We start from the raw sequence: 23,807 nt of genomic DNA, 5'->3' as shown, positions 1-23,807 counted from the left end.
AGCCTATGGATTTGTCCTACGTCTGTAGGGGAAAACAGGGACACAAAGTGCCATCATTTCTGAAAGTTGGCGCCGGCCTTCTGACGGTGCCTGGTACAGCGGTCGCGCTTTGCGTGACTGTTCGGTCACGGCAAAGGCTTGAAAACCGGGGCAGTTACCTTTTCATATGCTGACTGCGCTGGTCGATGGCGGCGTCAGCGTGTGGCATTTTTCCTACAAGAATTTCAGTATTTCCTCTCCGAACTTTTAGTGTGTTCCCACCCAATAAGGCTGTTCAAGCGCGGACTGGCCGGCGCGGGGGACGAGGTTGTCCGGGTTTCAGGTGTCATGTCGGCCTCGGGGCCGATGCTTGAATAGGCGCAAAATCACCTGAGAAGGATCTTATGCCGCCTATTTCCGCCCCTGCGGTGGCCACGCCGTCCGCATCGCTCCAGACTTATCCGCTGACCGCTGCGCAGCTGGATATCTGGCTGGATCAGCTGAGTCGCGGTGATTCGCCGCTGTACAACGTCGGCGGCTACATGGACCTCAGTGGCCCGCTGGAGCCGGCCCGGATGCAGGCCGCACTGGAAGCGCTGGTGGCCCGGCATGACGCAATGCGCACGGTGCTGTTGCCCGGCGCCGGTGCAACAGGCTTGCCGCTGCAGCAGTTTGCCCGGTCAGTCGCGGTGCCGATGCCGATCCACGATGTGTCGACGCACGGCGAGCCTGAATCGGCGGCGCGGCGATTGGTTCAGGCGCGCATCGATCAACCCTTCGTGCTGGACGGCGGCTGCCTGTTCCGCTTTCAGTTGATCCACCTCGATGACCAGCGACATTGGTTAGCCGTGCAGGCTCATCACTTGATCTTCGATGGCTGGAGCTTTGGCGAAATGTTCAAGTCGCTGGACGAGATCTATAACGCGCTGGCGCACGGCCAACCGGCACCAGTCGCGGCGCCGTCGTACATCGACTTCATCGAAGACAATGCGCGCTACCAAGCGTCGCCGCGTTATGCGCAGGATCGCGCCTACTGGCTGGACAAGTACCGACAGATGCCCGAACCGCTGTTGCTGCCGCGGCACCCGCAGCGCCAGACCGGCCCCGCCGCGCAGACGCAGGTCTACACGCAGCCCTTGCCGACGCTGCTGCACGAGCGCATGAAGCAGGTGGCCCGGGCGTACGGTGCCTCGGCGTTCCATGTGTTGCTGGCGGCGCTGCATGTTTACTTCAGTCGCAGCACGCAGCGTGACGAATGGGTGGTGGGGTTGCCGATTCTCAACCGCTCGGGTGCGCGCTTCAAATCTACCCTCGGGCTGTTCGCCCAGGTCAGCGCGGTGCGCATGGGTTTTGGTCGCGAATCTACCTTCGCTGAACTGGTGTGCGCGATCCGTGATGAGCTGCGCAAGGATTTCCGCCATCAGCGCTTCCCCGTGAGTGAAATGAACCGCGCCCTGGGTTTGCTGCGCGAAGAGCGCTCGCAGCTGTTCGAGGTCACCGTTTCCTACGAACAGGGCACTCATGATTATCGCTACGGCGAGGCATCGGGACGGATCATCAAGGCCTCGAACGTCGAGGAGGCCACGCCGCTGGCGGTGCACCTGCTGAGCAACCTTGCCAATGATGATGCGCGCCTGTACCTGATCTACAGCGAGGCGTATTTCAGCGCCGATCAAGTCAAGGCTCTGGCGGAACGCTGGTTGTTGATTCTGGAGCAGGGGCTGGAGGCGGTTGACCTGCCGGTGGCGGATTTCGACCTGAGCACGCCCGAGGAAACCGCGCTGCTGCAACAGTGGAATGCCACGCGGGTGGACTACCCGGCGCCGACCCCCCTTGCGCAGCGTATCGAAGCGCAGGCGATGCTGCGGCCGCAGGCACTGGCGGCGACTGCTCAAGGGCAATGCCTGAGCTATATCGAACTCAATCAACGCGCCAATGCGCTCGCTCATCATCTGCTCGACCTCGGTGTGCGCCCGGATGACCGGGTAGCGATCATCGCCCGGCGCGGGCTCGACACACTGGTCGGGCTGTTGGCGATTCTCAAGGCTGGCGCCGCTTATGTACCGCTGGATCCGGCGCATCCGGCCGAGCGCCTGAGCTATCTGCTGGAGGACAGCGCGCCCATCGCGGTGCTGACCCAGCGTGCGCTGCGCGGGCATTTGCCGGCGCTGTCGGTGCCGGTGATCGAGCTGGATCAGCCGACCTGGCCCGCCGAACATGTCGGCGCGCCGAAGGTGCCGGGGCTGACCCCGGCCAACCTCGCTTATGTGATTTACACCTCTGGTTCAACCGGCCTGCCCAAGGGGGTGATGGTCGAGCATCGCACCCTGTGCAATCTGGTCGATTGGCACGCTGACGTTTTCGACCTGCGCGCCGGCAGCCATACCTCGAGCCTGGCCGGCTTCGGTTTCGACGCGATGGCCTGGGAAGTCTGGCCGGCGCTGTGCGTGGGCGCGACCCTGCACCTGGCGCCGGTCAGCGAGGGTGGCGAAGACATCGATGCGCTGCTCGACTGGTGGTGTGCGCAGCCGCTGGAGGTGAGCTTTTTGCCGACCCCCATCGCCGAATACGCGTTCAGCCGCCAACTCGCTCACCCGACGTTGCGCACGCTGCTGATCGGTGGCGATCGCCTGCGCCAGTTCCCGCGTCAACAATCCTTCGAAGTGATCAACAACTACGGGCCGACCGAAGCCACCGTGGTGGCGACCTCGGGTCGCATCGACGCCGGGCAGTCGCTGCACATCGGCAAACCGGTGAGCAATGCCACGGTGTATCTGCTGGATGAACAGCAGCAACCGGTGCCGCTGGGCGTGAGCGGCGAGTTGTACATCGGCGGGGCCGGCGTGGCTCGCGGTTATTTGAACCGCGCCGACCTGAGCGCCGAGCGCTTCCTGCGTGATCCGTTCAGCGCTGAACCGGGGGCGCGCATGTATCGCACTGGCGATCTCGCACGCTGGCGCGCCGATGGCAATCTGGAATACCTGGGGCGCAATGACGATCAGGTGAAAATCCGTGGCGTGCGCATCGAACCGGGGGAAATCGAGAGCGCACTCACCAGCCATCCAGCGGTGCGCGAAGCGGTGGTGCTGGTGCGCGACGGACAATTGTTGGCGTGGTTCACCGAGCGGGCGCCGTTGAACATCAATGAACTGCACGCACACCTGAAAACCCGCCTGAGCAGCGCCATGCTGCCGAACGCCTACGTGCGTCTGCCGGCGCTGCCGCTGACCGCCAACGGCAAGGTTGATCGCAAGGCGCTGCCCGCGCCCGAGGCAGGAGATTTGATCCGCCGCGAATACGAGGCACCGCAAGGCGAGGTCGAAATCGCCCTGGCGCAGATCTGGGCCGAAGTCCTGCAAGTGGAGCGGGTCGGGCGTCACGATCACTTCTTCGAACTGGGCGGGCACTCGTTGCTGGCGGTGATGCTGATCGAACGCATGCGTCAGCTCGATCTGAGCAGCGACGTGCGCGTGCTGTTCAGCCAGCCGACGCTCGCTGCACTGGCCGCTTCGGTCGGCAGCGGTCGGGAAATCGAAGTGCCGGCCAACCGCATCGCCGCCGATTGCACGCACATCACGCCGACGATGTTGCCGCTGGTACAACTGCAGCAGATGGACATCGAGCGGATCGTCGCCAGCGTTCCGGGTGGCGCCGCCAATGTGCAGGACATCTACCCGCTGGCACCGTTGCAGGAGGGGATTCTCTACCACCACATCACTGCCGCGCAGGGCGATCCGTACCTGCTGCAGTCGCAACTGGCGTTCGACAGTCTTGAGCGCGTCGAGACCTTCGCTGCGGCGCTGCGCGAGGTCATGGCGCGCCACGACATTCTGCGCACTTCGGTGCTCTGGGAAGGCCTGACCAGCCCGGTGCAAGTGGTGTGGCGCGCGGCAATTCTGCCGTTGCAGGAGGTCGAACTGAACCCCGCCAATGGCCCGATCATCGATCAGTTACACCAGCGCTTCAACGCCCGACGTTATCGCCTCGACGTCAGCCAGGCGCCGCTGATGCGCCTGGTGTATGCCCGTGATCCGGCGCTGGATCGGGTGGTGGGGATTTTGCTGTTCCATCATCTGGCCATGGATCACATCGCCCTCGAAGTGATGCGCGGCGAGATGCAGGCCAGCCTGTCCGGGCAAGCTGTCGAATTGGCGCCGCCGGTGCCGTATCGCAATTACGTGGCGCAGACGCGGCTGGGCGTCAGCGAGCAGGAACACGAGGCGTTTTTCCGTGAGCAACTGGCGGACATCGACGAGCCGACCCTGCCATTCGGCTTGCAGGAAGTGCAGGGCGACGGGCGCGGCATCGACGAAGCGCAGCAGGTGCTGCCGGCTGACGTCTATCAGCGTTTGCGCACCCAGGCGCGACAGGCCGGAGTCAGCGTGGCGAGTCTGATTCATCTGGCGTGGGCACGGGTGCTGGCGGCGACATCCGGCCAGCAGCGGGTGGTGTTCGGCACGGTGCTGATGGGGCGTATGCAAGGCGGCGAGGGCGCTGACCGCGCTTTGGGCGTGTTCATCAACAGCTTGCCGTTGCGCATCGATGTCGATGCCGGGGTGCTCGACGCCGTGCGCGCCACCCACGCGCGACTGACCGCGCTGCTCGGGCATGAGCACGCGTCGCTGGCACTGGCCCAGCGCTGCAGTGGCGTCGCTTCGCCATCGCCGTTGTTCAGCGCGCTGCTCAACTACCGGCACAGTGACGAAACCGAACTGCTGGAGCCGTCGCGGCAAGCCTGGCAAGGCATCGACACCCTGGCCAACGAAGAGCGCACCAACTATCCGCTGACCATGAGCGTGGATGATTACGGCGACGGCTTGCGCCTCACCGGCAGGGCCGTGGCGCAGATTGGCGCGCAACGGATTTGCGGCTATATGCAAACCGCGTTGCACGGTTTGCTGCAGGCCCTGGAACAGACACCGCAGCAGCCGTTGAACCGCTTGCCGATCCTGCAAGCCGAAGAGCTGCAACGCGTGCTGATCACGTTCAATGCCACTGAGGTCGATTGTCCGCTGGACCAGCCACTGCACGCGTTGTTCGAAGCGCAGGTGCGGCGCAAACCGTATGCAATCGCCGCACAGGCCGGCGAGCAAAGCCTGACCTATGAGCAACTCAATGATCGCGCCAACCGTCTGGCCTATCACCTGCGTGAACTCGGCGTGCAACCGGACTCGCGCGTAGCGATCTGCGTCGAACGCGGGCTGGATCTGGTGGTCGGTCTGCTGGGGATTCTCAAGGCTGGCGGCGCTTATGTACCGCTGGATCCGGACTATCCGCTGGAGCGCCTGAACTACATGTTGCAGGACAGCGCGCCTGTCGCACTGTTGGTGCATGGCCCCACACGGCAATTGCTGGGTGAGCCGGGTGTGACGATGATCAATCTGGATCACGGCAGTTGGGAGCCGCAGCCGTCAGACAATCTGCAGGTGCCGGGCCTGAGTGCTTCGAACCTCGCCTACATGATCTACACCTCGGGCTCCACCGGGTTGCCGAAAGGCGTGATGATCGAGCATCGCAGCGCCTGCAACATGGTGCATTGGGGCTCGCAGCTCAGTCCGCCAACCGAACACGGCGCGCTGCTGCAAAAAGCGCCGTTCAGCTTCGACAGTTCGGTGTGGGAGATCTTCTGGCCGCTGTGTTCCGGGATGCGCCTGGTACTGGCGCGACCGGATGGCAACCGCGATTCGGCGTATGTGGTGCAGACCATTCGCGAGCAGCAGGTCACCGTAGTCAAATTCGTTCCTGCGTTACTGCAGCAGTTCATCGAGCAGGACGGTGTCGAGCAATGCACCAGCCTGACCGATGTGCTCAACGGCGGTGGTGAACTCAGCGCGGCGCTGGCCCGCCAAGTGCGCGATCGCCTGCCGTGGGTGCGTTTGCACAACGTTTATGGCCCGACCGAAACCACGGTGGACAGCACCGGGTGGACGCTGGAGCCGGACATGCCGGTGCCGGACAGCGTGGTGCCAATCGGTACAGCCTTGAGCAACACCCGGTTGTACGTGCTCGATGCCTACGGTCAACCGGTGCCGCAAGGCGTCAGCGGTGAGTTGCACATCGGCGGCGTCGGCGTGGCGCGGGGTTATCACGGGCTGCCGGAGATGCAGGCCGAGCGTTTTATCGACAGCCCGTTTGTGCCGGGTGATCGGCTGTATCGAACGGGCGATCTGGCGCGCTACAACAATCACGGCGAGCTGGAATTCCTTGGTCGCAACGACTTCCAGATCAAGCTGCGTGGTTTGCGTCTGGAGCCGGGAGAAATCGAGGCACAGTTGATCGAGCATCCGGCGATTCGCGAGGCTGTGGTGATGGTGCGTGATGAGCGTCTGGTGGCCTGGTACACCGTGCGCGCCGGCATCGACGCGCCATCGTTGGAAACCTTGCGCGGCCATGTGCTGGAGCGTTTGCCCGAGTACATGGTGCCTGGCGCGTTTGTGCTGCTCGACGCCTTGCCACTGACGCCAAACGACAAGATCGACCGCAAGGCCCTGCCGGAGCCGGGGGGCGATGCCGTCATCAACCGGCCTTACGTGGCGCCCGAGGGTGAAGTCGAAACCGCGCTGGCGCGGATCTGGGGCGAGATGCTGGGTGTTGAGCAGGTCGGACGGCACGACAACTTCTTCGAACTGGGCGGGCACTCGTTGCTGGCGGTGAGTCTGGTGGCGCGCATGCGCCAGAGCGGCCTGCACACCGACGCCCGGGCGCTGTTCAGCCAGCCGACGCTGGCGGCGCTGGCGCTGAGCACCACACCCGAGGCGCAGCAAGTGTTCATCCCGCCAACCACCATCCCGAGCCTCAACCGCAAGCGCCGGCTCTGACCCAAAGCCCTGTAGGAGCTGCCGCAGGCTGCGATCTTTTGATTTGGCTTTTAACAGCAAGATCAAAAGATCGCAGCCTGCGGCAGCTCCTACAGGGTGATTGCGGCGACCGAGCCGGACGCTTGTCCCCGCTTCCCATGTCAGCCCCGCAAGCCCCGATGTTTTAGTTTTTCCAGGCTGCACACAGCAGGCACGGACTCGCGGCTGCGCGCTCCTTTTTCTCGTATTTACAGCAGGTTATCCCATGCATTTCAGCGAACTGATGGCTGTTCTTTCCACCCATGCGATCCGCCTTCAACAGGACGATGAAGACCTGGTCATCCTGGGCAGCGACGACGCGCTGGACGATGCGTTGTGGGACAGCCTCAGCGAACACAAGGCGCAGCTGCTGGAACTGGTCGCGCAAAACGGTGGCGACTGGCTGAGCCCGGCGTTTCGCATCACCCCGGACATGCTGCCGCTGGTGACACTGGATCAGCCGACCATCGACCGGCTGGTGGCCAAGGTGCCCGGTGGCGCCGCCAACCTGCAGGACATTTACCCGCTGGCGCCGTTGCAGGAGGGCATGCTTTACCTGCACCTGTCGGCACCCGCCGGCGATCCTTACGTGTCACAAGCGCGGTTCGCCTTCGACAGCCGCGAACGGCTGGAGGCCTTCGCCGAGGCGTTGCAGTGGATGATCGAACGCCACGACATTCTGCGCACTTCGTTTGTCTGGGAACGCCTGGACGAACCGCTGCAAGTGGTGCAGCGGCAGGCTCGTCTGCACTGCGAGGAAATCGCCCTCGACCCGGGCGCGGATGTATTGGCGCAACTGCTGGAGCGCTATGATCCACGATACTTCCGCCTCGACATCCAGCAGGCGCCGCTGCTGCGTCTGGTGTACGCCATGGACCCGGCCAACGGGCGCGTGGTTGCGCTGTTGCTGTTCCACCACCTGATCATGGACCACGTCGCCCTCGACGTGGTGCGCCGCGAAACCCGCGCACACCTGCTCGGCCAGACCGCGCAGGTCGGGCCGCCGGTGCCGTATCGCGATCACCTGGCCAAGGCCCGTCTGCGTCTGGACGAGCAGGTTCACGAAGCGTTTTTCCGCGAGATGCTCGCCGATATCGACGAGCCGACCTTGCCCTGTGGTCTGCAGGACGTGCAGGGCGACGGCCAAAGCATCGAAGAAGCCGTGCTGATGCTCGACGCCGACTTGAGCCGGCCACTGCGCACGCAGGCGCGTCAGCTCGGGGTCAGTGTGGCGAGCCTGATGCACTTGGCGCTGGCGCGGGTGCTCGGCCAGTTGTCGGGCCGCACCGCTGTGGTGTTCGGCACCGTGTTGCTGGGGCGGATGGAGGCGGGTGAGGGCGGCGAACAGGCGCTGGGGATGTTCATCAACACCTTGCCGCTGCGGGTGGATGTCGGGGCGGACGGCGTGCGTGACGGGGTGCTGGCCACCCATCGACGCCTGACCGCGTTGCTCGGCCATGAACAGACCTCGCTGGCACTGGCCCAACGTTGCAGTGCGGTGGCGCTGCCGACGCCGTTGTTCAGCGCGATCCTCAACTATCGCCACAGCAGCAGCGAAGAGATCGCCGAGGTCAGCGAACTGGCCCCTGGCGTGCAAGTGCTGGGCGCCCGCGAGCGCACCAACTACCCGCTGACGATCAACATCGACGACCTCGGCGAAGACTTGCGCATCACTGCGCTGGCGGATGCGGCGCTGGGTGCCGAACGCATCGCCGCTTACCTGCACACCGCGTTGCACAGCCTGCTGCAGGCCTTGCAATCGACTCCGGATGCGCCGCTGCAACGCCTGAATATCCTGCCGGCCGCCGAGCGCGAATTCTTGGTGCACGGGGTCAACTCGCCGTTGCCGCAATTCCCGGAAACGCCGTTGATTCATCAGCAGTTCGAAGCGCATGCGGCGGCACGCCCGGAGGCCACAGCGCTGCTGTTCGAGGAGCAGACACTGAGCTACGGCGAGCTCAACCGCCGCGCCAATCAGCTTGCGCATCACCTGCTGGCACAGGGAATTCGCCCGGATCAGCGCGTGGCGATCTGTGTCGAGCGCGGCCCGCAAATGCTCATCGGCCTGCTCGGTATCCTCAAGGCGGGCGCCGGTTATGTGCCAATCGACCCGGCGTATCCGCTGGAGCGCATCGCCTACACCCTGCAGGACAGCGCCCCGGTGGCGCTGCTGATTCAGGCCGATACGCTGGACCGGATTGGCGCGCTCGAAGTGCCGAGCATCGATCTGGACAGTGTGCAGTTGCAGGCTGAACTCAGCAGCAATCCGCAGATTCCCGAGCTGAGTCCGAGTCATCTCGCCTACGTGATCTACACCTCGGGCTCCACTGGGCTGCCCAAAGGCGTGATGGTCGAACACCGCAACGTCACGCGCCTGTTTTCCGCGACCCACGACTGGTTCAACTTCAACCCGCAGGACGTGTGGGCGCTGTTCCATTCCTTCGCCTTCGATTTCTCGGTGTGGGAAATCTGGGGCGCGCTGGCGTTTGGCGGCCAGTTGTTGCTGGTGCCGCAGGCCGTCAGCCGCTCGCCGGACGACTGCTACGCGCTGCTGTGCCACAGTGGCGTCACCGTGCTCAATCAAACGCCGAGCGCCTTCCGCCAGTTGATCGCCGCGCAGGGCCGCAGCCCGCTGCAGCACTCGTTGCGCGAAGTGATCTTCGGCGGCGAAGCGCTGGAACCGGGCCTGCTCAAACCGTGGTACGCGCGGGTCGGCAATGCCGGTACACGGTTGGTGAACATGTACGGCATCACCGAAACCACGGTGCACGTGACCTATCGGCCACTGGAGGCAGCGGACTCGCTACTGGTCGGGTGCAGCCCGATTGGCGTGGGCATTCCCGACCTGCAACTGTACGTGCTCGACGCGCAGCGCGAACCGGTGCCGGCCGGCGTGATCGGCGAGTTGTACGTCGGTGGCGCCGGGGTTGCCCGCGGCTACCTCAATCGTGAAGCGTTGACTGCTGAGCGCTTTATTGCCGACCCGTTCAGCGGCCGTGCTGCAGCGCGCCTGTACAAGACCGGTGACCTCGCGCGCTGGTCAGCGGATGGCAGCCTCGAATACCTGGGGCGTAATGACGATCAAGTGAAGATCCGGGGTTTCCGCATTGAACTCGGTGAAATTGAAGCTCGCCTCGCCGCCTGCGCCGGTGTGCGCGAAGCGCTGGTGATCGCTCGTGAAGACAGTCCCGGTGACAAGCGTCTGGTCGCCTACTGGCTGGCCGCCGCAGGCACTGAACCGAGCGCCGCGCAATTGCGCGACGCGTTGCTGCAATCGCTGGCCGACTACATGGTGCCGAGCGCCTTTGTGCGCCTCGACGCCATACCGCTGACCACCAACGGCAAGCTTGATCGCAAAGCCTTGCCACAACCGGACAGCGACGCGTTCGCCCGTCGCGGTTTCGAAGCCCCGCTGGGGCCAGTGGAAACCCTGATCGCCGGCATCTGGCAGAGACTGCTCGGTGTCGAGCAGGTCGGGCGGCACGACAATTTCTTCGAACTCGGCGGCCATTCGTTGTTGGCGGTGAAACTGATCGAGCGCATGCGCCAGCACGACTTGCAGTGCGACGTGCGCGTGCTGTTCGGCCAGCCGAGCGTGGCAGCATTGGCGGCGACCTTGAGTCACCGTCACGCCCGGCAGGTGCCGGAGAATCTGATTCCTGCCGATTGCACGCGGATCACCCCGGACATGTTGCCGCTGGCCACGCTGGATCAGGCCGCCATCGACCGCGTGGTCGCCAGCGTGCCCAGCGGCGTCGCCAATGTTCAGGACATTTACGGCTTGGCACCTTTGCAGGCGGGGATCCTCTATCACCATCTGGCGACCAGCGCCGGTGACCCCTACGTGTTGCAGGCGCAATTCGCCTTCGCCGGTCTGGCGCAGATCAAGGCCTTCGTCCGTGCGTTGAATGCGGTGATCGCGCGCCACGACATTCTGCGCACCAGCGTGGTCTGGGAAGGGCTTGAAGAGCCGGTGCAAGCGGTCTGGCGTGAAGCGCCGCTGGCACTGGAGCGGATCGACGCCGACCTGCTGGAAGGCGATGTGCTGGCGCAGATGCAGGCGCGGTTCGATCCACGGCACTACCGCCTCGACCTGCGCCGCGCGCCGCTGATGCGTCTGGCCTACACCGAAGACCGTGAACAACAGCGCTGGGTCGGCATCCTGTTGCTGCACCACATCGTGCTCGACCACACCGCACTGGAAGTGTTGCTGGCGGAAATGAACGACAGCCTGTACCCGAGCGGCGCCGATTTGCCGATGCCGGTGCAGTACCGCAACTACGTGGCGCAGGCGCAGCAACAGGCCAATGCCGAGGCGCATGAAGCGTTCTTCCGCGACATGCTCGGCGACATCGACGAGCCGACTGTGGCCTTCGGTGTGCAGGACGTGCATGGCGATGGCAGCAGCAGCGTCGAGAGCGCGCAAGCGCTGGATTCGGGCGTGGCCCAGCGCTTGCGCGAACAGGCGCGGCGCCTCGGCATCAGCGCCGCGAGTCTGGTGCACCAGGCCTGGGGTCAGGTGCTGGCAAAGGTCTCGGGCCGTGAGGAAGTGGTATTCGGCACCGTGCTGCTCGGGCGCATGCAGGGCGGCGAGGGCGCCGACCGCGCACTCGGCATGTTCATCAACACCTTGCCGTTGCGGGTCAGTGTTGGCGCGACCGACGTGCAGCAAGGCGTGCGCGCTACCCATGAACGTCTGGCGCAACTGCTGGCGCATGAGCAGGCCTCGCTGTCGCTGGCCCAGCGTTGCAGCGGTGTTGCCGCGTCGCTGCCGCTGTTCAGCAGCTTGCTCAACTATCGCCACAGCGCGGCCGAACCGGCTGGTGTGACCTGGGACGGGATCGAGATTCTCAGCTCGCGCGAGCGCAGCAACTATCCGCTGGTGGTCAGCGTCGACGACCTCGGCACCGGTTTCCGCCTTAGCGTGCAAGCGGTGCCGCAGGTGGATGGTGCGCGGGTCTGCGATTACTTGCAGACCGCGCTGCACAATCTGCTGACGGCGCTGGAGCACAATCCGGCCACACCGCTGCGACAGATTTCGGTGCTGTCGCCGAGCGAACGCCAGCGGGTCGTGGTCGGGTTTAACATCACCGGTCGCCAATACCCGCCGGCGCAAACCGTGCAGCGTTTGTTCGAGGTTCAGGCGGCAGCGCATCCCGAGGCCTTGGCGGCGGTGCAAAGTGCGCAGCAGTTGCGCTATGGCGAACTCAATCAACGGGCCAATCGTCTGGCACATCACCTGATTGGCCTCGGTGTGCAGCCCGATGACCGGGTCGCCCTGTGTGCCCGGCGCAGCCCGGACATGCTGGTCGCGTTGCTGGCGATCCTCAAGGCCGGCGCCGGTTATGTGCCGGTTGATCCAGCGTATCCGGCGGAACGCATCGCCTATCTGTTGCAGGACTGCGCCCCGGTGGCGGTGGTGGCGCAGGCATCGACTCGCGATCTGCTCGGTGGCGTGCCGGTCATCGATCTGGACAACGACCTCTGGCAGCACCTGTCGGATGCCAATCCGCAGGTGCCGGCATTGACGCCGAACCATCTGGCTTACGTGATCTACACCTCCGGCTCCACCGGCCAACCGAAAGGCGTGATGGTCGAGCATGCGACTCTGGAAAACCTCGTGCACTGGCACGCTGAAGCCTTTGACTTGCAGGCCGGCAGCCAGACCGCGAGTGTCGCCGGTTTCGGTTTCGATGCCATGGCCTGGGAAGTCTGGCCGGCGCTGTGTGTTGGCGCGACCTTGCACCTGCCGCCGCCGTCGATCCGCAACGAGCACCTCGACGAGCTGCTCGACTGGTGGTGCGCGCAGCCGTTGCAGGTCAGCTTCCTGCCGACGCCGGTGGCCGAATACGCGTTCAGCCGGCAATTGCAGCACCCGACCTTGCGTACGCTGCTGATCGGCGGCGATCGACTGCGTCAGTTCAATCGCCAGCAAACCTTTGAAGTGATCAACAACTATGGCCCGACCGAAGCCACGGTGGTCGCCACCTCGGGGCGGGTAGAGCTTGACCAGCCGCTGCATATCGGCCGCCCGATCGCTAACGCCAAAATCTATGTGCTGGACGCTGAGCAGCGTCCGGTGCCGGTGGGTGTAGCGGGCGAGTTGTATGTCGGCGGGGCGGGTGTGGCGCGGGGTTATCTGAATCGCCCGGAGCTTAGCGCTGCGCAGTTCCTCTTCGATCCGTTCAGCGACGAGCCGCAGGCACGCATGTACCGCACCGGCGATCAGGCGCGCTGGCTGGCCGACGGCAACATCGAGTACCTGGGGCGCAACGACGATCAGGTCAAACTGCGTGGCGTGCGTATCGAACTCGGTGAAATCGAAGCCGCGCTCGGCAGCCACGTTGCGCTGCAGGAAGCGGTGGTGCTGGTTCGCGATGGGCGGCTGATTGCGTGGTTCACCGAGCGCACGGCGGTCGATATTCAACAGTTGCACGCGCATTTACAGGCACGCTTGCCGGATGCGCTGCTGCCGGCGGCTTACGTGCGGCTGGATGCATTGCCGCTGACCGCCAACGGCAAGATTGACCGCAAGGCCTTGCCTGAACCGGAGCAGGGCGCGTGGCTCAGCCGCGAATATGAAGCGCCACAAGGTGCGGTGGAAACTGCGCTGGCGCAGATCTGGATCGACGTGCTGAACGTCGAGCGGGTCGGTCGTCACGACAACTTCTTCGAACTGGGCGGGCATTCGCTGCTGGCGGTGAGCCTGATCGAGCGCATGCGCCAGATCGACCTCGCGGCCGACGTGCGCGTGTTGTTCAATCAGCCGACTCTGGCCGCATTGGCGGCCGCTGTGGGCAGCGGTCGCGAAATTGAGGTGCCGGCCAACCGCATTCCGCCGGGCTGCACGCACATCACCCCGGACATGCTCAGCCTGACTGAACTCGATCAAGCGAGCATCGAGCGCATCGTCGCCACCGTGCCGGGCGGGGCTGCCAACGTGCAGGACATCTATCCGCTGGCACCGCTGCAGGAAGGCATTCTTTACCACCACTTGAGCGCCGAACAGGGCGATCCGTACCTGCTGCAATCGCGGCTGATCTTCGACAGCGTCGAGCGCCTGCGCACCTTCAGCCAAGCCTTGCAGCAGGTCATCGCGCGTCACGACATTCTGCGCACCAGCGTGGTCTGGGAAGGGCTGGCGAGTCCGCAGCAAGTGGTCTGGCGTCAGGCGCCGCTGGTGGTGCAGGCGGTGCCGCTGGATCCGGCGCAGGGCGACGTTCTTGAACAGTTGCACGCGCGCTTCGATGCCCGGCACAACCGCCTCGACCTGAGCCAGGCGCCGCTGATGCGCATCGTCTACGCCGAAGACCCGGCACAGCAACGTGTGGTGGCGATCATCCTGTTCCAGCACTTGATTCTCGACCACACCGCCATGGAGGTGGTCGGCCAGGAAATGCGTGCTTTCATGTTCGATCAGGCCGACCGCCTCGGCACGCCGATGCCGTACCGCAACTACGTGGCGCAGGCGCGTCTGGGCGCCAGCGAGCAGGAGCACGAAACGTTCTTCCGCGACATGCTTGGCGATATCGATGAACCGACCCTGCCGTTCGGTCTGCATGACGTGCAAGGCGATGGCGGCGACATCGAGGAGGCGCAGCAAGCCGTGGATGCCGGGTTGACTCTGCGCCTGCGTGAACAGGCGCGGCAGTTGGGTGTCAGCCCGGCGAGCCTGATGCACCTGGCCTGGGCGCAGGTGTTGGGGGTGCTTGCCAACCGTCGCGACGTGGTGTTCGGTACGGTGCTGTTGGGGCGTTTGCAGGGCGGCGAGGGCGCGGATCGCACCCTGGGCGTGTTCATCAACACCTTGCCGCTGCGGGTGGATGTCAGCGAAGGCGTGCAGTCGGCTGTCAAGACCACCCACGCACGGCTGACCGCGCTGCTGGCCCATGAACACGCACCACTGGCGCTGGCTCAGCGCTGCAGCGCGGTGTCCGGCGCGCCGCTGTTCAGCGCACTGCTCAACTACCGGCATACCGTCGCCGAGGCGCAGCCGCGTGACGGTCAGGGCATCTGGGAAGGCGTGCAATTGCTCGGCGGCGAAGAGCGCAGCAACTATCCGCTGACCCTCAGCGTCGACGATCTCGGCGCAGACTTTTCCCTGTCCGTGCTGGCGTTGACGCAGATCGGCGCGCAACGCATCTGCAGCTACATGCACACCGCGCTGGAGCATCTGCTGCACGCACTGGAGCAGGCGCCACAGCGTCCGCTCAACCGTTTGCCGATTCTCTCGGTCGATGAATACGAGCGCTTGCTGGTCGGTTTCAATCCGACCGCAACGGCCTATCCGCGCGGTGCAACGATTCAGACACTGGTGCAAGTGCAGGCCTCGCAGCAGCCGCAGGCACTGGCGGTGGTGCAGGGCACGCAACAGCTGACCTATGCGCAACTCAATCAGGAGGCCAATCGCCTGGCGCATCACTTGCTCGGCCTCGGCGTGCAACCAGACGACCGGATTGCCGTGTGCCTGCCACGCAGCCCGCAAATGCTGGTGGCGCTGCTGGCGATTCTCAAGGCTGGCGCCGGTTATGTGCCGGTCGACCCGGCGTACCCGGCGGAGCGCATCGCCTACCTGTTGCAGGACAGCGATCCGGTGGCGGTGCTGGCGCAGGGCTCGACCCGCGAGCTGCTGGGCCGGGTGCCGGTGATCGATCTGGATCAGAACCTCTGGCAGCACCTGGCGGAGACCAATCCACAACTGCCGACGCTGACCCCGGCGCATCTGGCCTACGTGATCTACACCTCGGGTTCGACCGGCCAGCCGAAAGGCGTGATGGTCGAACACGCAACCCTGGAAAACCTTGTGCACTGGCACTGCGAGGCGTTCGACCTGCATGCCGGCAGCCACACCGCCAGCGTCGCCGGTTGCGGTTTCGACGCGATGGCCTGGGAGGTCTGGCCGGCGCTGTGTGTCGGCGCGACCCTGCACCTGCCGCCGCCGTCGATCAGCAACGAACACCTCGATGAACTGCTCGACTGGTGGCGCGCGCAACCGTTGCAAGTGAGCTTCCTGCCGACGCCGATTGCCGAATACGCCTTCAGTCGTGAGCTGGGTCACCCGACCTTGCGCACGCTGTTGATCGGTGGCGACAAGTTGCGCCAGTTCCCGCGTGAGCAGACCTTTGCCGTGATCAACAACTACGGCCCGACCGAAGCCACGGTGGTCGCGACCTCCGGGCACATCAATGCCGGACAGCTGCTGCATATCGGCCGGCCGATGAGCAACGCCAGAATCTACCTGCTCGATGAACAGCAACGTCCGGTGCCGGTTGGCGTGGCGGGCGAACTGTACGTCGGTGGCGCGGGTGTCGCCCGTGGTTATCTGAACCGTCCCGAGCTGACCGCCGAACGCTTCCTCGAAGACCCGTTCAGTGACGAACCGCAGGCGCGCATGTACCGCACCGGCGACCTCGCGCGCTGGCTGGCCGACGGCAATATCGAGTACCTGGGGCGTAACGACGATCAGGTCAAACTGCGCGGCGTGCGGGTGGAACTGGGGGAAATCGAAGCCGCGCTGTCCAGCCATGCGGCGGTGCAGGACGCGGTGGTGCTGGTGCGCGAGGCGCGGTTGATCGCCTGGTTCACTGCCCGCGCAGCGGTCGATATCGAAGAGCTGCGTGCGCATCTGCAAGCGCGTCTGCCGCAGGCACTGGTGCCGGCAGCCTACGTCCGGCTTGAGGCGCTGCCGCTGACCGCCAACGGAAAACTCGACCGCAAGGCCTTGCCCGAACCGGATCAGGACGCCTGGCTCAGCCGCGAATACGCAGCGCCGCAAGGGCCGGTGGAAACTGCGCTGGCGCAGGTCTGGGCCGAGGTGCTGCAAGTCGAACAGGTCGGACGTCACGACAACTTCTTCGAACTGGGCGGGCATTCGCTGCTGGCGGTGACCCTGATCGAGCGCATGCGTCAGCTCGGCCTGAGCACCGACGTGCGCGTGCTGTTCAGCCAGCCAACCCTGGCCGCGCTGGCGGCCGCCGTCGGCAGCGGTCGCGAAGTCGCGGTGCCGGATAACCTGATTCCACTCGGTTGCACGCATATCACTCCAGACATGCTGACCCTGCTGCAACTGGATCAGGCCAGCATCGAGCGCATCGTCGCCACGGTGCCAGGCGGGGCCGCCAATGTGCAGGATATTTATCCGCTGGCGCCGTTGCAGGAAGGCATTCTTTATCACCACTTGAGCGCCGGGCAGGGTGATCCGTACCTACTGCAATCGCGCCTGGCATTCGACAGCCTCGAACGCTTGCAGGCCTTTGCCGCTGCGCTGCGCCAGGTCATGACTCGCCATGACATCCTGCGCACCGGAGTGGTCTGGGAAGGGCTGGCGACGCCGGTGCAAGTGGTCTGGCGTGAAGCCGAGCTGCCGCTGCAGGAGGTTGCATTCGATCCGGCGGGCGGTGATGTTCTGGCGCAGTTGTATGAGCGTTTCGACGCGCGGCATTACCGCATCGACCTCAGTCAGGCGCCGCTGATTCGCCTGGTGTACGCGCAGGATCCGGCCAATGACCGGGTGGTCGCCATGCTGCTGTTCCATCACATCGCCATGGACCACACGGCGCTGGCCGTGGTGCAGGAGGAAATGCAAGCGATCCTCTTTGGTCACGACGAAGCACTGCTGCCGGCCGTGCCCTATCGCAACTACGTGGCGCAGACCCGGCTGGGCGTCAGTGAGCAGGAACACGAAGCGTTCTTCCGCGCGATGCTCGGTGACATCGACGAGCCGACGCTGCCGTTCGGTCTGCTGGAGGTGCGCGGCGACGGGCAGGATATCGAAGAAGTCCGGGAGAACGTGCCCGAAGCGCTGGCGCGGCGCCTGCGCAGCCAGGCGCGGCAGATGGGCGTAAGCGTCGCGAGCCTGTTCCATCTGGCGTTTGCTCAGGTATTGGCGGCGACTTCCGGACATGCGCGCGTGGTGTTCGGCACCGTGCTGCTGGGGCGGATGCAGGGCGGTACCGGCGCCGATCGCGGTCTGGGGATGTTCATCAATACGCTGCCGCTGCGGGTGGATCTGGGTGATGTTTCGGTGCGTGCCGGCGTGCGTGCGACCCATGCGCAACTGACCGCATTGCTCGGCCATGAACATGCGTCACTGGCATTGGCCCAGCGTTGCAGCGGGTTGGCCGCGCCGTCGCCGCTGTTCAGCGCGATGCTCAATTACCGACACAGCGTCAGCGAGGAACAGCAGCAGGCCACGCGTCTGAGCTGGCAGGGCATCGAAAATCTTTCCAGCGAAGAGCGCACCAACTATTCGCTGAGTCTCAATGTCGATGACCTGGGCGAAGGTTTTATCCTCACCGCCATGACCCCTTCGCGCATAGGCGCGGCACGGGTGTGTGGCTTTATGCAGCAGGCGCTGGCGGGGCTGGTCGAGGCACTGGAACAGACACCGCAGCAGACCTTGAACCGCCTGCCGGTGCTGGCGGATGCCGAGCGCCAGCAGTTGCTGTTCGGCCTCAATGCCACGGACGTCGATTACGACCTTGAGCAGACCATTCATGGCTTGTTTGAAGCGCAAGTGGCGCGTTCGCCGCAGGCGCCCGCCGTGGTCGCGGGTGAGCCGCAACTGAGCTACGCCGAACTCAACGCCCGAGCCAATCAACTGGCGCGGCACCTGCGTGAATTGGGTGTAGGGCCGGATGCGCGGGTGGCTATCTGCGTCGAGCGCGGTCTGGACATGGTGGTCGGGCTGCTGGCGATCCTCAAGGCCGGTGGCGGTTATGTGCCGCTGGACCCGGCGTATCCGCTGGAACGTCTGGCCTACATGCTGGAGGACAGCGCGCCGCTGGCGGTGCTGGTGCAGGGTTCGACGCGTTCGTTGCTCGGCGATATAGCGGTGCCGCTGATCGACCTGGATCAGCCGTACTGGCAATCGCTGCCGACGGACAATCTATCGCTCGCTGAGCTGACCCCGCAGCACACTGCGTACGTGATCTACACCTCCGGCTCTACCGGCCAGCCGAAAGGCGTGATCAACGAACATAGCGGGGTGGTCAACCGCCTACTGTGGATGCAGGACGCTTACCAACTGAGTTCCACTGACACGGTGCTGCAAAAGACCCCGTTCAGCTTCGACGTCTCGGTCTGGGAGTTCTTCTGGCCGCTGATGACCGGCGCACGACTGGTCATGGCCCGACCTGAAGGGCACAAGGATCCGCAATACCTCAGCGAAATCATCGAGCGCGAACACATCACCACGCTGCACTTCGTACCGTCGATGCTCGACGTCTTTCTCGCCCACGCCGAAACCGCACGTTGCAGCAGTCTGCGTCAGGTGATGTGCAGCGGCGAAGCCCTGCCGGGCAGCGTGGTACGACGCTTCAAACAGCAACTGTCGGGCAGCGGACTACACAACCTCTACGGCCCGACCGAGGCAGCGGTGGACGTGACCGCGTGGAACTGCGCCGGGCCGCTGGAACAAACGCCAGACAACACGCCGATCGGCAAACCGATCGCTAACACCCGCATGTACATCCTCGATGCCCAGCAGCAACCGGTGCCGCACGGCGTGGTGGGTGAGCTGTACATCGGCGGCGTGCAAGTGGCGCGCGGTTATCTGAATCGCCCGGAACTGAACGCCGAACGCTTCCTCGACGATCCGTTCCAGAGCAATGGGCGGATGTACCGTACCGGCGACGTCGCCCGCTATCTGGCGGACGGCAACATCGAGTACCTGGGCCGCAACGACGATCAGGTGAAGATTCGTGGTTTGCGCATCGAACTCGGCGAGATTCAGGCGCGTTTGACTCAGATCGACGGCATTCAGGAAGCCGCCGTGCTCGCCCGCGAAGATGCATCCGGCGACAAGCGTCTGGTGGCGTACTACACCGGGGCACGCCTGGAAATCGACGTGCTGCGCAGCCACTTGCTGGAGCATCTGCCGGACTACATGGTGCCTGCGCTGTTCGTGCATCTCGATGCATTGCCGCTGAGCCCCAACGGCAAACTCGACCGCAAGGCGCTGCCGGTTCCGGATCAGGCGGCATTGCCGGTGCGCGAATACGAAGCCCCGGTGGGCGACGTCGAAATCACCCTCGCACGGCTCTGGGCCGAGTTGCTCAACGTCGAGCGGGTAGGGCGCCACGATCATTTCTTCGAACTGGGTGGGCACTCGCTGCTGGCGGTCAGTCTGATCGGCCGGCTGCGTCAGGAAGGCATGGAAGCCGATGTCAGGTCGCTGTTCGAACATCCGACCCTGGCCGGCTACGCCGCAATTACCGAACGAATGGAGATCGTCCTGTGAACGTGATCGAACTGTTGGCCACATTGAAGGCCAAGGATATTCAGCTGGCGGTCACGGACGACCAATTGCGGGTCAACGGCAACAAGCAGGCCTTGAACGACCCGGCGTTGCTGGCGCTGTTGCGCGAGCACAAACCGGCGCTGATCGAGCTGATCAAGGCCGGGCAGTACTCGGCCAGCAAGCACGGCCAGGTCGAGGTGCCGGCCAACGGCATCGTTGCCGGCACCACGCGCATCACCCCGGCGATGCTGACGCTGGTCGAGCTCGACCAAACCACCATCGACCACCTCGTCGCACAAGTTCCCGGCGGCGCAGCCAATGTGCAGGAGATCTACCCGCTGGCGCCGTTGCAGGAAGGCATCCTGTATCACCACGTCAGTGGCGGTGACGGTGATCCGTATGTCATGCAATCGCATTTCGCCTTTGCCAGCCGCGAGCGTTTTCAGGCGTTCGCCCAAGTGCTGCAAGCGGTGATCGACCGTCATGACATCCTGCGTACCGCTGTGCATTGGGCAGGACTGGATGCGCCGGTGCAGGTGGTCTGGCGCCGGGCCGAACTGCCGATGGAAGACGTGACGCTGCCAGAACCCGCCTGCGACGTTCTGGCGTATCTGCATGAGCGCTTCGACGCACGGCATTTCCGCCTCGACGTTACCCAGGCACCGCTGATGCGTCTGGCCCACGCCTGGGATGAAGCGGGGCAGCGGGTGATCGCCACGTTGTTGTTCCATCACATGGCGCTCGACCACTCGGCACTCGACGTGGTGCGCCACGAAATGCGCGCCTGCCTCACCGGGCAGCGTGAACGGCTCGGGCGCCCGGTGCCGTTTCGCAACTACGTGGCGCAGGCGCGTCTGGGCGTCAGCGAGGCCGAGCACGAGGCGTTTTTCCGCGAGATGCTCGGTGACATCGACGAACCGACGCTGCCTTACGGCCTTCAGGATGTGCAGGGTGACGGCAGTGAAATCGTCGAACTCAGCGTGCCGGTGCCAACGTTATTGGGCCAGCGTCTGCGGGCGCAGGCGCGGACCCTTGGCGTGAGTGTCGCGAGCCTGTTCCACCTCGGCTGGGCGCAGGTGCTGGCCGCGCTGACCGGCAAGCAGCAGGTGGTGTTCGGTACCGTGCTGATGGGCCGCATGCAGGGCGCCGAAGCGATTGACCGGGCGCTGGGGATTTTCATCAACACCTTGCCGTTGCGGGTGAATATCGACGGGCAGGACGTGCGCGCAGCGGTCAACGCCACCCACGCCCGTCTGACCACGCTGATGCGTCACGAACACGCACCGCTGGCCCTGGCTCAGCGCTGCAGCCACGTGGTGGCGCCTACGCCGCTGTTCAGCACGCTGCTCAATTATCGTCACAGCCACAACGTCGCCACCGCCAGCGCCGAAACCCTCGCGGCGTGGGACGGTATCTCCACGTTGCACTCCGAAGAGCGCAGCAACTATCCGCTGACGATGAGTGTCGATGACCTCGGTGACGCCTTCAGCCTGACCCTGCTGGCCAGCACCGAGACCGATCCGCAGCGCATCTGCGACTACCTGCTCTGCGCACTGCAGAACCTGCTGCTCGCCCTGGAGCAGGCGCCGCAGACACCGGTCAATCAATTGCCGATCCTGCCGGCGGCAGAGCTTGAACAGGTGTTGCGCGGCTTCAATGCCACTCAAGTGGATTTCCCTGCTGCCCAGACCATTCAGCAACGTTTCGAGGCGCAGGTGGCCGAACGGCCGGACGCGCTGGCGGCAGTGTTTGCCGACGCGCAACTGACCTACGCCGAACTCAATCGTCAGGCCAACGCCTTGGCGCAGCATCTGATCGGCTTGGGCGTGAAGCCTGACGATCGAGTCGCCATCGTCGCCCGCCGTGGGCTGGACACCCTGGTCGGACTGGTGGCGATCCTCAAGGCCGGCGCCGGTTACGTGCCGATTGACCCGGCGCATCCAGCGGAGCGTTTGAACTACCTGCTCGACGACAGCGCGCCAGTGGCGGTGCTGACCCAAAACAATCTGCGCGAGCGCTTGCCGACGCTGACCGTGCCGGTACTCGAACTCGACCGCTGCAACTGGCCGCAGGGCGTGACCCATAATCCGCGCGTTCCCGGCCTGAGTACCGAAAACCTGGCCTACGTGATCTACACCTCCGGCTCCACCGGTCTGCCCAAAGGCGTGATGGTCGAGCATCACACCTTGAGCAATCTGGTTGACTGGCACTGCGCGGCGTTCGACCTGTGTGCCGGGCGTCACACCTCAAGCCTCGCCGGTTTCGGTTTCGATGCGATGGCCTGGGAAGTCTGGCCGGCGCTGTGCGCGGGCGCGACCCTGCATCTGTCGCCGACTCACGAGGGTGGCGAAGACATCGATGCCTTGCTGGCCTGGTGGTGCGCGCAGCCGTTGGACGTGAGCTTTCTGCCGACCCCGGTGGCCGAATATGCCTTCAGCCAGCACCTCGTACACCCGACCCTGCGCACGTTGCTGATCGGCGGCGACCGCTTGCGGCAGTTCAATCGCAACCAGCATTTCGACGTGATCAACAACTACGGCCCGACCGAGGCCACGGTGGTTGCAACTTCAGGTCTGGTGCAAAGCGGCGACGCGCTGCACATCGGCAAACCGCTGAGCAACGCCACGGTGTACCTGCTCGACGAACAACAACTCCCGGTGCCGGTTGGCGTGGCTGGCGAGTTGTACGTTGGCGGTGCCGGGGTCGCCCGTGGCTACCTGAACCGCCCGCAAATGACTGCCGAGCGCTTTTTGCGTGACCCGTTCAGCGGCGCACCCAATGCGCGGATGTACCGCACCGGTGACCTTGCGCGCTGGCGCGAGGACGGCAACCTCGAGTACCTAGGGCGCAACGACGATCAGGTGAAGATCCGTGGCGTGCGCATCGAGCTGGGCGAGATCGAAACCTGCCTCAACCAGTTGCCGGGGATTCAGGAAGCGGTGCTGCTCGCTCGCGAAGATCAACCCGGTCAGCCGCGGCTGGTGGCCTACTTCACCGAGCAGGCGCTGGTCGAAGCGCTGCCGGTGGGCGAGTTGCGCGCGCAACTGCTCAGCCGTTTGCCGGAGTACATGGTGCCGGCCGCGTTCGTCAAACTCGCCGCGCTGCCGCTGACCGCCAACGGCAAGGTCGACCGCAAGGCCTTGCCGGCGCCTGATCTGGCGGCGTTGTTCACCCGTGAATACGCAGCGCCCGAAGGCGAGGTGGAAACCGCTCTGGCGCAGATCTGGGCCGACGTGCTGCAGGTCGAGCGGGTCGGGCGTCAGGATCACTTTTTCGAACTCGGCGGGCATTCGTTGCTGGCGATGCGCATGGTCTCGCAAGTGCGCCAGCGCCTGGGTGTCGAGCTGGCGCTGAATGATCTGTTCGCCAACGCCGAACTGGCGGCGGTCGCGTCAGTGCTCAGCGAGGCCGGACGCTGTGCGCAACCACAGATCGTGCCGGTACCGCGTGACGGCGCGTTGCCGCTGTCGTTCGCCCAGCAACGCTTGTGGTTCCTTGCGCAAATGGAAGGCGCCAACACCGCCTACAACATTCCCGTGGCCCTGCGGCTGCGTGGCCGTCTCGACGACGCGGCGCTGCAACGCGCACTGGCGCGGATCGTCGCCCGCCACGAAACCCTGCGCAGCCGTTTCGCGCAATTCAACGACGAAGCGCAGGTGCTGATCGCTCCGGTCGACACCGGCCTGCTGCTGCGGGTCGAAGACCTGCGCCAGCACCCGCAACCCGAGGAAACCCTGCAGGCACTGATTCAG

At 64.7% G+C, this 23,807-nt stretch carries 3 protein-coding genes (1 of these 3 running past the window's edge); all 3 read left to right on the top strand.

The features are described 5' to 3' along the window. The first annotated feature begins 383 nt into the window (after positions 1 to 383). A complete protein-coding gene (locus ACYZUM_RS13530) occupies positions 384 to 6,797 on the top strand; it encodes a non-ribosomal peptide synthetase (RefSeq protein ID WP_108182935.1) in 6,414 nt (2,137 codons plus the stop codon). Between the two features lie 244 nt (positions 6,798 to 7,041). After that, the gene (locus ACYZUM_RS13525; RefSeq protein ID WP_473061339.1) at positions 7,042 to 20,055 is read left to right on the top strand and encodes an amino acid adenylation domain-containing protein; all 13,014 of its coding nucleotides are present in this window, start codon (positions 7,042 to 7,044) and stop codon (positions 20,053 to 20,055) included. Then, on the top strand, positions 20,052 to 23,807 hold the beginning of the coding sequence (locus ACYZUM_RS13520; RefSeq protein WP_142579998.1) for a non-ribosomal peptide synthase/polyketide synthase. Its footprint extends 14,067 nt past the window's final position; the window shows 3,756 of its 17,823 coding nt (coding positions 1-3,756); its start codon is at positions 20,052 to 20,054; its stop codon lies off the right edge, out of view. The genes ACYZUM_RS13525 and ACYZUM_RS13520 overlap by 4 nt, the downstream gene beginning before the upstream one ends.

The sequence above is a fragment of the Pseudomonas sp. m6p genome, from assembly GCF_055760375.1.
This window is presented reverse-complemented; position numbering and strand designations above follow the sequence as displayed.